Origin of the sequence: Streptomyces sp. NPDC048415, from assembly GCF_040651675.1 — a bacterium.
Taxonomy (GTDB): Bacteria; Actinomycetota; Actinomycetes; order Streptomycetales; family Streptomycetaceae; genus Streptomyces.
Window position 1 is genome coordinate 1 of the sequence record NZ_JBEZKJ010000085.1, and the last position, 12,001, is coordinate 12,001.

The 12,001-nt window shown below is 68.2% G+C and carries 11 protein-coding genes and 1 pseudogene; 2 read left to right on the forward strand and 10 right to left on the reverse strand.

What is annotated here, in order from left to right; translation table 11 throughout:
- Window positions 1-117: 117 nt before the first annotated feature.
- Both pafA and AB0D27_RS35845 read right to left on the reverse strand, forming a co-directional pair.
- Window positions 118-1,479, reverse strand: coding sequence for a Pup--protein ligase (pafA, locus tag AB0D27_RS35840; protein WP_340382033.1), 1,362 nt, complete (start codon window positions 1,477-1,479; stop codon window positions 118-120).
- 9 nt (window positions 1,480-1,488) lie between these two features.
- Window positions 1,489-2,748 carry an MFS transporter gene (locus tag AB0D27_RS35845; RefSeq protein ID WP_362516962.1) on the reverse strand — a complete coding sequence of 420 codons (1,260 nt, stop codon included), beginning with the start codon at window positions 2,746-2,748 and terminating at the stop codon, window positions 1,489-1,491.
- A 107-nt stretch (window positions 2,749-2,855) separates the two neighbouring features.
- Between AB0D27_RS35845 and AB0D27_RS35850 the strand changes: the two genes are divergently transcribed.
- The gene (locus tag AB0D27_RS35850; protein WP_362516965.1) at window positions 2,856-3,878 is read left to right on the forward strand and encodes a LacI family DNA-binding transcriptional regulator; all 1,023 of its coding nucleotides are present in this window, start codon (window positions 2,856-2,858) and stop codon (window positions 3,876-3,878) included.
- Window positions 3,879-3,969: 91 nt separating this feature from the next.
- Here AB0D27_RS35850 and prcA read toward each other — a convergent pair whose 3' ends face one another.
- From prcA to arc, 6 genes and pseudogenes are all read right to left on the reverse strand, one after another.
- Window positions 3,970-4,716: a proteasome subunit alpha gene (gene prcA, locus AB0D27_RS35855; RefSeq protein WP_362516968.1), complete on the reverse strand. Its 747-nt coding sequence runs from the start codon at window positions 4,714-4,716 to the stop codon at window positions 3,970-3,972.
- A gap of 58 nt (window positions 4,717-4,774) precedes the next feature.
- Window positions 4,775-5,590, reverse strand: a complete 816-nt coding sequence (gene prcB / locus AB0D27_RS35860) for a proteasome subunit beta (RefSeq protein ID WP_362517024.1) — start codon at window positions 5,588-5,590, stop codon at window positions 4,775-4,777.
- Window positions 5,572-5,652 (reverse strand): annotated as a pseudogene (locus AB0D27_RS35865) (recombination endonuclease VII); the annotation flags it as partial. The gene prcB and the pseudogene AB0D27_RS35865, both read right to left, overlap by 19 nt.
- Before the next feature lie 115 nt (window positions 5,653-5,767).
- Entirely contained in the window at window positions 5,768-5,986 is a 219-nt protein-coding gene (locus tag AB0D27_RS35870; RefSeq protein ID WP_028801616.1) for a ubiquitin-like protein Pup, read from the reverse strand.
- Window positions 5,987-6,150: 164 nt separating this feature from the next.
- A complete protein-coding gene (dop, locus tag AB0D27_RS35875; RefSeq protein WP_362516971.1) occupies window positions 6,151-7,662 on the reverse strand; it encodes a depupylase/deamidase Dop in 1,512 nt (503 codons plus the stop codon).
- Window positions 7,663-7,896: 234 nt separating this feature from the next.
- Window positions 7,897-9,663, reverse strand: coding sequence for a proteasome ATPase (gene arc, locus AB0D27_RS35880; RefSeq protein WP_362516973.1), 1,767 nt, complete (start codon window positions 9,661-9,663; stop codon window positions 7,897-7,899).
- Window positions 9,664-9,921: 258 nt separating this feature from the next.
- Here arc and AB0D27_RS35885 point away from each other — a divergent pair, with 258 nt between their 5' ends.
- The gene (locus AB0D27_RS35885; protein WP_362516976.1) at window positions 9,922-10,221 is read left to right on the forward strand and encodes a ferredoxin; all 300 of its coding nucleotides are present in this window, start codon (window positions 9,922-9,924) and stop codon (window positions 10,219-10,221) included.
- A 93-nt stretch (window positions 10,222-10,314) separates the two neighbouring features.
- Here the strand turns inward: AB0D27_RS35885 and AB0D27_RS35890 are convergent, their stop codons facing one another.
- On the reverse strand, window positions 10,315-10,890 hold the full coding sequence (locus tag AB0D27_RS35890; RefSeq protein WP_362516979.1) for a hypothetical protein: 576 nt from the start codon (window positions 10,888-10,890) through the stop codon (window positions 10,315-10,317).
- Window positions 10,891-11,086: 196 nt separating this feature from the next.
- Window positions 11,087-11,989, reverse strand: a complete 903-nt coding sequence (locus AB0D27_RS35895; protein ID WP_037628452.1) for a tRNA (adenine-N1)-methyltransferase — start codon at window positions 11,987-11,989, stop codon at window positions 11,087-11,089.
- Window positions 11,990-12,001 lie beyond the last annotated feature (12 nt).

Below are 12,001 nucleotides of genomic sequence, written 5' to 3' on the forward strand. Positions count from 1 at the left end.
CCCTCACGCTATGACCACCGAAACACTATGAAACTGTCAACCGCACCATGCCCGGGGACCCACCTCCGGGCATCGGGCTTCCGTATCCGACCGGCACGCGAGCGGGCCGGAGCCGGCTCACATTCCCGCGATCAACTTCTCCACACGGTCGTCGACGGAACGGAACGGGTCCTTGCACAGCACGGTGCGCTGTGCCTGGTCGTTGAGCTTCAGGTGGACCCAGTCGACGGTGAAATCGCGGCGCTGTTCCTGAGCGCGCCGGATGAAGTCGCCGCGGAGCCGGGCGCGAGTGGTCTGCGGCGGCACGGACTTGCCCTCGAAGATCTTCAAGTCGTTGCAGATCCGGGTGGCTTGTCCCTTCCTCTCCAGCAAGTAGTACAGACCACGACGGCGGTGAATGTCGTGGTAGGCGAGGTCTATCTGCGCGACCCGGGGATGCGACATCGTCATGTTGTGCTTGGCCCGGTACCGCTCGATGAGCTTGTACTTCATGACCCAGTCGATCTCGGTGCCGATCCGGTCGAGGTCCTCGGCCTCGATCGCGTCGAGCGTGCGGCCCCACAGTTCGAGAACCTGTTCGACGGTTCCGGTGCGGATGCCGCGGCGCTCGCAGAAGTCCACGGCCTTCTCGTAGTACTCGCGCTGCACTTCGAGAGCGGACGCCTCGCGGCCGCTGGCCAGGCGCACCTTGCGCCGGCCGGTGATGTCATGGCTGACCTCGCGGATCGCCCTGATGGGGTTCTCCAGGGTGAGGTCGCGCATGACGGTGCCCGCCTCGATCATGCGCAGCACGAGGTCGGTGGCGCCGACCTTGAGGAGCATGGTCGTCTCGGACATGTTCGAGTCGCCGACGATGACGTGCAGCCGGCGGTAGCGCTCGGCGTCGGCGTGCGGTTCGTCCCGTGTGTTGATGATGGGTCGGGAGCGGGTGGTCGCGGAGCTGACGCCCTCCCAGATGTGCTCGGCGCGCTGGCTGACGCAGTACACGGCCCCGCGAGGGGTCTGCAGCACCTTGCCGGCACCGCACAGCAGCTGCCTGGTGACGAGGAACGGGATGAGGATGTCCGCGAGTCGGGAGAACTCCCCGTGCCGGGCCACCAGATAGTTCTCGTGGCACCCGTAGGAGTTGCCCGCCGAGTCGGTGTTGTTCTTGAACAGGTAGACGTCGCCCGCGATTCCTTCCTCGTGCAGGCGTCGTTCGGCGTCCACCAGGAGTCCTTCGAGAATGCGCTCGCCGGCCTTGTCGTGGGTGACGAGTTCCGTCACGTTGTCACATTCGGGTGTCGCGTATTCCGGATGTGATCCCACGTCGAGATAGAGGCGGGCACCGTTCCGCAGAAAGACATTGCTGCTGCGGCCCCATGACACGACACGGCGGAAGAGGTACCGCGCCACCTCGTCGGGAGACAGGCGGCGCTGTCCCCTGAACGTACACGTGACGCCGTACTCGTTCTCCAGCCCGAAAATGCGGCGGTCCATGACTGAACATTACGCCCGATCCCCTGAGCTGAAACGGGGTTCGACGGCACGGTTTGGATCATTTTCCGATGAAGCCGCAACCACCGCGCCCTTCCCGGTAGCTGCGAGGACGCCCCCCGTGGCCAGCAGAACCACCAGTGCGGCGGCGCCCGCGGCGCCCGGCACGGCGAAGCCCCGCGCCGCCCCGCCCCACTCGACGACCGGGCCCGCGAGGCCCGTTCCGACGGACGCGCCCACGGTGAACGTCGTCACAAGCCAGGAGAACGCCTCGGTGACGGTGCCGGCCGGCGCGTGCCGGTCCACGAGGACGAACGCGCAGGCGATACAGGGCGCGAGGAACACTCCGGCGAGCGTGGTGAGCGCCGTCATGGCGACCGGGCCCGGTACCAGCATCAGCGGCAGATAACACACCGCCAGAAGGGCGACGAGCACGCGCAGTCGCCGCTCGGGCGCATCGCCCCACTGCCGCATGCCGTACACGGTCCCGCCGACGAGGGCGCCGAGGCCGATGCCGGCCATCAGCCAGCCGTACACCGCGTCCCCGCCATGACCGTCGGCGTACGACACGGCGGCGACCGTGATGGAACCGAGGGCGATCCCGACGAACAGGAAGGCGGCGAGGAGGGCCACCAGTCCGGGTGAGCGCAGCGCGCCGAGCCAGTGCGCCTCGCGCGGCGCCGAGCGCCACGCGCGCGAGGGCGGCGAGACGACTACGGAGAGCGCGCCCAGGACGCCGATGACGTTCAGGACGAGCAGCGCCACCTGGGCGGACCAGAGCGACACGCACAGCGTTACGAGCAAGGGGCCGACGGTGAACATGACTTCCTGCGCCACCGCGTCCATCGCGTACGCGGTGTGCACCTGGTCCTCCTTGCGGAGGACGGAGGGCCACAGGGCTCGCAGTCCGCCCTCCAGGGGCGGCGTGAAGAGCCCGGCGACGGCCATCGAGACGTACGCGAGCGGCAGTGGATCCGTCCCCGCGAACGCGAAGACGCTCATCCCGAGGGCTGAGACGACCGCGGCGGGCAGTTGCACCCGGGGCTGACCGCAGAGATCCACGAGCCGCCCGAGCAGCGGCTGCCCCACGGCGTTGGCCACCCCGTAGACGGCGGCCAGCGCGCCCGCCAGGCTGTACGTGCCGCCCTGCGCGCGGATGAAGAGCACCACGGCGATGGCGGCGGTGGCGTTCGGCAGCCGCCCGGTGAGCGTGCCGACGAGCAGCCGCCCCGCATGCCTCGCCCTGAGGATCTCCAGGTATCCGGCAGCCATGTCGAGCCCTTCTCGTAGCGGTGACGCCCCAGGTTTTACGTATAACGTCCCCTCCCATACGTACCATGTGCGCTGTCCGGGAGTCCAGACGAGGGAGCAGGTCGACGGTGGCACGAGGTAGCACGCGCCCCACGAGCCGGGACGTCGCCGAGGCCGCCGGGGTGTCCCAGGCCGCCGTCTCGCTGGTTCTCGGCGAGAAGTGGCGGGGCAGGGTCTCCGAGGCGACGGCGCAGCGCGTCCGGGAGGCGGCCCAGGAGCTCGGCTACCGCCCGAACCTGGCCGCGCGCAACCTCCGCCTCGGCCGCACCCGCACCGTCCTCCTGGTGGTCCCGGCGCTCACCACCGAGTTCTTCGCGGGCGTCTACACCGGCGCGGCCCGCGTCGCCGCCGACCACGGCTTCGGTGTGGTCCTCTACCCATCCCCCGAAGGCATCGGCCCCGCCCGCAACCCGTTCGGCTCGGCGGCAGCGGCCCTGGACGGCGTGATCGCCTCCTCCATGGCCGCCGACGCCCTCACCGCGATCCGCGGCGACCAGCTCCCGCTGGTCATGCTGGACAGCGACCCGGAGGGCAGCCTGGGCGCGGCCACGGTCAACCTCGACATCAAGGACGGCGTACGACAGGTCGCCGAACACCTCCTCGCCCTGGGCCACCGCCGCTTCCTGCACCTGGCGGCCGACATCCCGTCCTGGACCTTCGAGGTACGCGCCCGGGAACTGGCCACCCGCCTGGCCGAGGTCTCCGGCACAGAGCTGCGCACCACCCGGGCCCCCATCTCCATCGAGGGAGCCCTGGCAGCCGCCGAAGCGGCTCTCTCCGCAGCCACGCCCCGCCCCACCGCACTCGTCTGCGACGACGACAAACTGGCCGCGGGCGCCTGCAAGGCGGCCCGCCGCCTGGGCCTCCACATCCCCGACGACCTCTCCATCACCGGCCTCGACGACCTGGCCCTTTCCCGAGCCATCGACCCGGAGCTGACCACGGTCCGACTGGATGCCGAGCTCTTCGGCGAACGCGGCATGAAGGCCCTCCTCGCCGTCCTGGAGGGCCGCACGCCCCCACCGGGCGACATTCCCGTCGAACTGGTTGTACGGGGCTCCACGGCCCCACCACGGGCCGCCCCTTCCTGACCAGGAACGCCGGCGCTCCGCAACGCCGCGTGCCCCGGCCGCATGGGGCCGGGGCACGCGAGAGTCGAGTGGGAGTGGGAGTGGGACGAGGTCACTCCTCGTCTTCGAGGTCCTCCGCCTCCTTGGCGGTGGACGCGCCACCCGCCTCCAGGAGCCGGGACAGCTGACGCCCGACAATCCGCCTGAACTTCCGCTGCTGCGGCCGCGTACGGTCCAGCACAGCAACTTCAAGCCGCTCCGCCGGGATCTCCCGCTCACCACCGTTCGGCTCACGCGACAGCGACTGCACGGCCAGCTTCAGCGCCTCCGCCAGCGACATCCCGTCCTGGTGACGCTGATCCAGATAGGTACTGATCTGCTCGGAACTACCACCCACCGCGACGGATCCGTGCTCATCCACGATCGAACCGTCGTGCGGCAGCCGATAGATCTGGTCACCTTCGGGCGTGTCACCGACCTCGGCGACCACCAACTCCACCTCGTACGGCTTCTCGGCCGCGCTGGAGAAGATCGTGCCCAGAGTCTGGGCGTACACGTTGGCAAGACCGCGGGCGGTCACATCGTCACGGTCGTAGGTGTAACCCCGCAGATCGGCATAGCGCACGCCACCGATCCGAAGGTTCTCGTATTCGTTGTATTTGCCGGCGGCGGCGAAGCCGATCCGGTCATAGATCTCGCTGAACTTGTGCAGCGCGCGGGACGGGTTCTCGCCGACGAAAACGATGCCGTCGGCGTACTGCAGCACGACGAGGCTGCGGCCGCGGGCGATGCCCTTGCGGGCGTACTCCGCCCGGTCGGCCATGGCCTGCTGGGGTGAGACATAGAACGGCGTCGACACCGGTTATCCGTCCCTTTCTGTCGAAGTCACAGGATCACCTTGATAAAAGAGGCCGGTCTCAGAGCAGCGCGGCCCGCGGACCGTCGGGCTGCTCCAGGCGCCGCTCCAGGATCGAGCGGGCGATCTCGGAGGACTCCTCGTCGGTGATCCGACGGAAGCCGTCCTCGGTGATCACGGTGACGATCGGGTAGATCCGGCGGGCGACATCGGGGCCACCGGTCGCCGAGTCGTCGTCGGCCGCGTCGTACAGGGCCTGGACGACGAGCGTGGTGGCCTGGTCCTCGGTCAGGTCCTTGGCATAGAGCTTCTTCAAGGCGCCGCGCGCGAAGATCGAGCCGGAGCCGGTGGCCGCGTAGCCGTGCTCCTCGGAGCGGCCGCCCGTGACGTCGTAGGAGAAGATGCGGCCTCGCCCGCGATCCACGTCGTAGCCCGCGAAGAGGGGAACCACGGCGAGGCCCTGCAGGGCCATGCCGAGGTTGGAACGGATCATGGTGGAGAGGCGGTTCGCCTTGCCCTCCAGGGAGAGCTGGGCGCCCTCCACCTTCTCGAAGTGCTCCAGCTCCAGTTGGAACAGCTTCACCATCTCGACGGCCAGACCCGCCGTACCGGCGATGCCCACCGCCGAGTACTCGTCGGCCGGGAAGACCTTCTCGATGTCGCGCTGTGCGATGACATTGCCCATGGTGGCCCGCCGGTCACCGGCGAGCACCACGCCGCCGGGGAATGTGACGGCCACGATGGTCGTGCCGTGCGGGGCCTCGATCAGGCCCTGGGTGGGCGGCAGCTGCCGCTTGCCAGGGAGCATTTCCGGCTGGTGCTCGGCCAGGAAGTCCATGAACGAGGACGAGCCGGGCGTCAGGAAGGCAGCCGGCAGACGCCCGGTGCTACGAGGGTTGGCTTCCACGCGATTCCTTCCACGTAGGCTGCGGCCCGCCGTGGACGGCCGAGCCGATCATCAAATCTGTGCACGGACCATACCCGCGCGAACGCCGGTCATCCGTCCCGGCGCCGACCTGCTGGATCAGACCGGCTCCGAGACGGACAACTGGCGTTACTCTCCGCCCTTTTGAACGAAGGAACGCACGAAGTCCTCGGCGTTCTCCTCGAGGACGTCGTCGATCTCGTCCAGGACGGAGTCGACGTCGTCCGACAGCTTCTCCTGGCGTTCCTTGAGGTCGTCGGATGCCTGCGCGTCCTGCGCCTGCTCCTCGACCTCCTCGGTGGAACGCGTTGCCTTCTGCTGTCCGCCGCCGGTGTCCTTGGTCGCCATAACCCTCACCCCGCTCGGTTCGACGTTCTTGATCAGACCCTACAAGCAGGGTCCGACATCGGCCCCGCAGTTCCTACAACGTACGGGGGCCACCTCGATGATTCCCCTGCGCCGGGTTTTCCACCCTGTCCGGCCTGCCCCGACTGTCCTGACCGGATGCCCGCTCAGCCGCCTGACAGGACCCTGACCAGCTCCTCAGCCGTACGACAGCGGTCCAGGAGCTCCTTGACGTGATTACGCGTTCCGCGAAGCGGCTCCAGGGTTGGGACGCGCTGGAGCGAGTCCCGGCCGGGCAGATCGAAGATCACCGAGTCCCAGGAGGCCGCCGCGACGTCGTCCGCGTACTGCTCGAGGCAGCGTCCGCGGAAGTACGCGCGGGTGTCCTCCGGCGGCTTGGTGCGGGCCCGCTCGACCTCCGCCTCGTCCAGCAGGCGCTTCATCTTGCCGCGCGCCGCGAGACGGTTGTAGAGGCCCTTCTCGGCGCGTACGTCGGCGTACTGGAGGTCGACCAGGTGCAGCCGGGCGGCGTCCCAGTCGAGGCTGTCACGGCGCCGGTAGCCCTCCATGAGCTCCCGCTTGGCGACCCAGTCGAGCTCCCCGGCCAGGCTCATCGGATCGTTCTCCAGGCGGTTCAGGGTGTCCTCCCAGCGGACCAGGACGTCCTTGGTCTGCTCGTCGGCGTCCGCCCCGAACCGTTCCTCCACGTACTTGCGCGACAGCTCGAAGTACTCCATCTGCAGCTGGACCGCGGTGAGTGTGCGTCCGCTGCGGAGCGTGACCAGACGCTTGAGGGTCGGGTCGTGCGAGACCTGGTGCAGCGTGCGTACCGGCTGGTCGACCGCCAGGTCGACGGCGATGAAGCCGTCCTCGATCATGGACAGGACCAGCGCCGTGGTGCCCAGCTTGAGGTAGGTCGAGATCTCGGAGAGGTTCGCGTCTCCGATGATCACGTGCAGCCGACGGTACTTCTCGGCGTCCGCGTGCGGCTCGTCGCGCGTGTTGATGATCGGGCGCTTGAGGGTGGTCTCCAGGCCCACCTCGACCTCGAAGTAGTCGGCGCGCTGGCTGAGCTGGAAGCCGTGCTCGTGCCCGTCCTGGCCGATGCCGACGCGGCCCGCTCCGGTGACGACCTGACGTGAGACGAAGAACGGCGTGAGGTGGCGCACGATGTCCGAGAACGGGGTTTCCCGCTTCATCAGGTAGTTCTCGTGCGTCCCGTAGGAGGCGCCCTTGTTGTCCGTGTTGTTCTTGTAGAGGTGGATCGGCTGGGCGCCGGGGAGCTGGGCCGCGCGCTCGGCGGCCTCGGCCATGATGCGCTCGCCGGCCTTGTCCCACAGGACGGCGTCCCGGGGGTTGGTGACCTCCGGAGCGCTGTATTCGGGGTGTGCGTGGTCGACGTAGAGACGCGCGCCGTTGGTGAGGATGACGTTGGCCAGGCCGATGTCCTCATCGGTGAGCTGGCTGGCGTCGGCGGCCTCGCGGGCGAGGTCGAAGCCTCGCGCGTCCCGCAGCGGGTTCTCCTCCTCGAAATCCCAGCGGGCGCGGCGCGCCCTGTGCATCGCCGCCGCGTACGCGTTGACGATCTGGGACGAGGTGAGCATGGCATTGGCGTTGGGGTGACCGGGGACGGAGATCCCGTACTCCGTCTCGATGCCCATTACTCGCCGTACGGTCATGCGGCCCTCCTTGCCCGGCGGCGCCCTCGGTCGGGGGCGCTGCTCAAGTACCGCTGGCGCTCCGGTGCGTGTGCGGTGCCCGTCCCCGCACTGCGCGACTCGGCGGTACGAAAGAGCCTAGAACGCCTTTGCGCTGGTGGGGAGATCATTTGCGTCATTGCTCTGCTCCAGCCGTGACCTGAAAAACAGTCGGCTGCGGGTACCCACGAAGGGCACCCGCAGCCGCCCTGTGTTTTACAGGTACTGCCCGGTGTTGGCCACCGTGTCGATGGAGCGTCCGGTGTCCGCGCCCTGCTTTCCGGTGATGAGGGTACGGATGTAAACGATCCGTTCGCCCTTCTTTCCGGAGATCCTGGCCCAGTCGTCCGGGTTGGTGGTGTTCGGCAGGTCCTCGTTCTCCTTGAACTCGTCCACGCAAGCCTGGAGGAGGTGGGAGACCCTGAGGCCCTTCTGGCTGTGCTCCAAGAAGTCCTTGATGGCCATCTTCTTGGCGCGGCCCACGATGTTCTCGATCATGGCTCCGGAGTTGAAGTCCTTGAAGTAGAGGACTTCCTTGTCACCGTTGGCGTAGGTGACCTCCAGGAAGCGGTTCTCCTCGGATTCGGCGTACATCTGCTCCACGGCGGTCTGGATCATGCCGTGGACGGTGGCCGCCTTGTCGCCGCCGTGCTCTCCCACGTCCTCGGGGTGCAGGGGGAGGCGCTCGGTGAGGTACTTCTGGAAGATGTCCTTCGCCGCCTCGGCGTCCGGGCGCTCGATCTTGATCTTCACATCGAGCCGTCCGGGCCGCAGGATGGCGGGGTCGATCATGTCCTCGCGGTTCGAGGCGCCGATCACCACCACGTTCTGCAGGCCCTCCACACCGTCGATCTCGGCGAGCAGCTGCGGGACGATGGTGTTCTCCACGTCCGAGCTGACGCCCGATCCACGGGTGCGGAAGAGGGATTCCATCTCGTCGAAGAAGACGATGACGGGGGTGCCCTCGCTGGCCTTCTCACGAGCACGCTGGAAGACCAGGCGGATCTGCCGCTCGGTCTCGCCGACGTACTTGTTCAGGAGCTCGGGGCCCTTGATGTTGAGGAAGAAGCTCTTGCCGGTGGCCTGCCCGGTCACTTCGGCGACCTTCTTGGCCAGCGAGTTGGCCACGGCCTTGGCGATGAGCGTCTTGCCGCATCCCGGGGGCCCGTACAGCAGCACACCCTTGGGTGGCCGCAGTTCGTGCTCCTTGAAGAGGTCGGGGTAAAGGTACGGGAGCTCGACCGCGTCGCGGATCATCTCGATCTGGTTTCCCAGGCCGCCGATCTGCTCGTAGCCGATGTCCGGGACCTCTTCGAGGACGAGTTCCTCGACCTCGCTCTTCGGAACGACTTCGTAGACATAGCCGGAACGGGGTTCGAGCAGCAGGGCGTCGCCGGCGCGGATGGTGACGTCCAGCAGCGGCTCGGCGAGCCGTACCACCCGTTCCTCGTCGGTGTGCCCCACCACGAGGGCGCGCTCGCCGTCCTCGAGGATCTCCTTGAGGGTGACGATGTCGCCGACGCTCTCGTACTCCATGGCCTCGACCACGTTGAGGGCTTCGTTGAGCATCACTTCCTGGCCGCGCCTGAGCTCCACGAGCTCCACACTGGGGCTGACGTTCACCCGGAGCTTGCGGCCCCCGGTGAAGATGTCGGCCGTGCCGTCCTCGTTCGCCATGAGGAAGACTCCGAAGCCGGCCGGCGGCTGCGCGAGCCGGTCGACTTCCTCCTTGAGGGCCACGATCTGGTCGCGGGCCTCACGGAGCGTGTTGGCGAGCCGCTCATTCTGTGCGGACACGCCGGCCAGGTTGGTCTGCAGCTCGACGATCCGCTCTTCGAGAATCCTCGTGTGGCGCGGAGAGTCGGCGAGCTTGCGTCGCAGGACGGCGATCTCCTGCTCAAGGTAGGCAATCTGCCCGGCGGGGTCATCGGACCCTCGTCCCGGGCGGATGCCGCGGTTCATGTCGTCGTCGTGGGCTGCCACGGTCCTCACCTCCTCCAAGGGGAGCTGGACGCTTCCAGACCCTACCTGGGTGGGTGTCGATTGAAACCCCTAGATCACAAAGACTGTCGGGGTGTGTCCGATCTTCACCCTTGCGCTCTCCCTCACGCCAGGGGAATACCCACCGAACATGATTGGGAAGCCGCCGGAGGTAGGGTCGAAGTGTTCAACACCCGCCAGAGCTGGCCCCATTCCCCAGTCTTCGGATCGCTCGGCGCAGGAAACGGCAGGAGAAGTGACGTGCAGCAGGAGGCCGGAGTCGACGGCGACGCTCTCGAGGTCTGGATCGATCAGGACCTGTGTACCGGCGACGGAATCTGCGCCCAGTACGCGCCGGAGGTCTTTGAGCTGGACATCGACGGTCTGGCCTACGTGAAGAGCCCGGGCGACGAGCTGTTGCAGGCCCCCGGCGCCACAACGCCCGTACCGCTGCCGCTTCTGCGCGATGTGACGGACTCGGCGAAGGAATGCCCTGGCGACTGCATCCACGTGCGTCGGATTTCGGACAAGGTCGAGGTCTACGGCCCTGACGCTGGGTGACCCGATAGGCACTCCACGTCACAGCTGTCTGTTTTCTCACACCCTCCGCCGCGCGGAGGGTGTTTTCTCATTTCCGGCCTCCGGGGTGTGCGCTCACACACTCCGTGCTTCGGAGGGGGTCGACCGCACGAACGCGCCGCCCTTCCACTGCCACTTGGCGCGGTCCTTCACGTCCGGACAGCAACTCGGTATGTCGGCCGAGGAGTAGCCGAGCAGGGTGGCGGTGACGGCTCCGTCGCTCAGCGCGAAGTCCGTGACGCTCAGGCGGTCCTTGGGGTCCACCAAGGTGGCCACGACCCGGGGCTTCTTCTCGTCCGCGGCCCGGGTCAGGACGTAGACGCCGTTGGGCGGGGTGCCGGAGCCCGCGTCGCAGCGGACCACGGTCACGGTTTCCGGGCGGCCGTCGCCATCGAGGTCTCCGGGGAGCTTCTTCTGGACGAGGACCTTGGTGGGCCCGCATTCGATCGGGAAGTCGACACCCGTGGGATCGGGAGCCGCCGCCGCGGCCGCCACGGATGTGCCTGTGGGGCCGGGCTGGGCCGCCCTCGCCGAGTCGGGCTGCAGGACGGAGGACAGCGCGACGACTCCGGCGATGGCGGTGGCCGTGGCGACCCACTGCATGGGGCTGGTGTGCGTATGTGCCAGTTCCGGGACGGCGGATTGCTGCACTAGGAGCGTCTCCTGTGAGGGCTGTGCCGGTGGGGTGTCCCGCATGGTGCCACACGTCACAGCGCCGCGGAACGGCGGGGTCCGCACTTCTGGGGACTTCCGGGCGGCTCCTGGCGACGCGTCAACAGAAAAGAGCTGTGGCCGAGTTCCCCGCCGTTCGCGGGAACTCGGCCACAGCCATGGTGCGTTGGGTACGTCAGCGGCCGGCGCCGCCGTCGGCGTTCGGACCGGCGTAGTCCTCGCCGTACGCGCCCTTGGCGGGGCGGCGGCGGCGCATCGGCGGCTCGACGCCGTCCGCGAGGCGGCGGGCGGTGAGCAGGAAGCCGGTGTGGCCGATCATCCGGTGGTCCGGGCGGACGGCCAGGCCCTCGATGTGCCAGTTGCGGATCATCGACTCCCAGGCGGTCGGCTCGTTGAAGCAGCCGATCTCGCGGATGGACTCGACGGTCCGCGCGAGCTGGGTGGTGGTCGCCACATAGCAGCACAGGATGCCGCCGGGGACGAGCGCCTTGGAGACGGCCTCCAGGCACTCCCAGGGCGCGAGCATGTCGAGGATGACGCGGTCGACGTCGGTGTCGGACAGGTTGTCCTGGAGGTCGCCGACGGTGAGCTGCCAGGCGGGGTGCGGGCCGCCGAAGTAGCGCTCCACGTTCTGCTGGGCGATCTCGGCGAAGTCCTCGCGGCGCTCGTAGGAGTGCAGCATGCCCTGGTCGCCGATGGCGCGCAGGAGGAAGCTGCTGAGCGAGCCGGAGCCGACGCCCGCCTCCACGACGCGTGCGCCGGGGAAGATGTCGGCGAAGGCCAGGATCTGCCCCGCGTCCTTGGGGTAGACCACGGCGGCGCCGCGGGGCATGGACAGGACGTAGTCGGGGAGCAGGGGGCGCAGCGCGAGATAGGCGACGTTCCCCGTGGTGCGGACAACGCTGCCCTCGGGAGCGCCGATCAGCTCGTCGTGCGGGAAGGAACCCTTGTGGGTGTGGAAGTTCTTCCCCGCTTCGAGCGTGAACGTGTAGTGGCGGCCCTTGGGGTCGGTCAGCTGAACCTGGTCCCCGACCTTGAAGGGCCCGCGCCTGCGGGCGGCACCGGTCGGTTCGGACATGTGACCAGCCTA

What these genes read in the sequence shown, in the direction of transcription:
- pafA (WP_340382033.1), bottom strand. Translation starts at nt 1,479, where the DNA reads ATGGACCGCCGCATTTTCGGGCTGGAGAACGAGTACGGCGTCACGTGT.
- AB0D27_RS35845 (WP_362516962.1), bottom strand. Translation starts at nt 2,748, where the DNA reads ATGGCTGCCGGATACCTGGAGATCCTCAGGGCGAGGCATGCGGGGCGG.
- AB0D27_RS35895 (WP_037628452.1), bottom strand. Translation starts at nt 11,989, where the DNA reads ATGTCCGAACCGACCGGTGCCGCCCGCAGGCGCGGGCCCTTCAAGGTC.
- dop (WP_362516971.1), bottom strand. Translation starts at nt 7,662, where the DNA reads ATGACCGTACGGCGAGTAATGGGCATCGAGACGGAGTACGGGATCTCC.
- AB0D27_RS35870 (WP_028801616.1), bottom strand. Translation starts at nt 5,986, where the DNA reads ATGGCGACCAAGGACACCGGCGGCGGACAGCAGAAGGCAACGCGTTCC.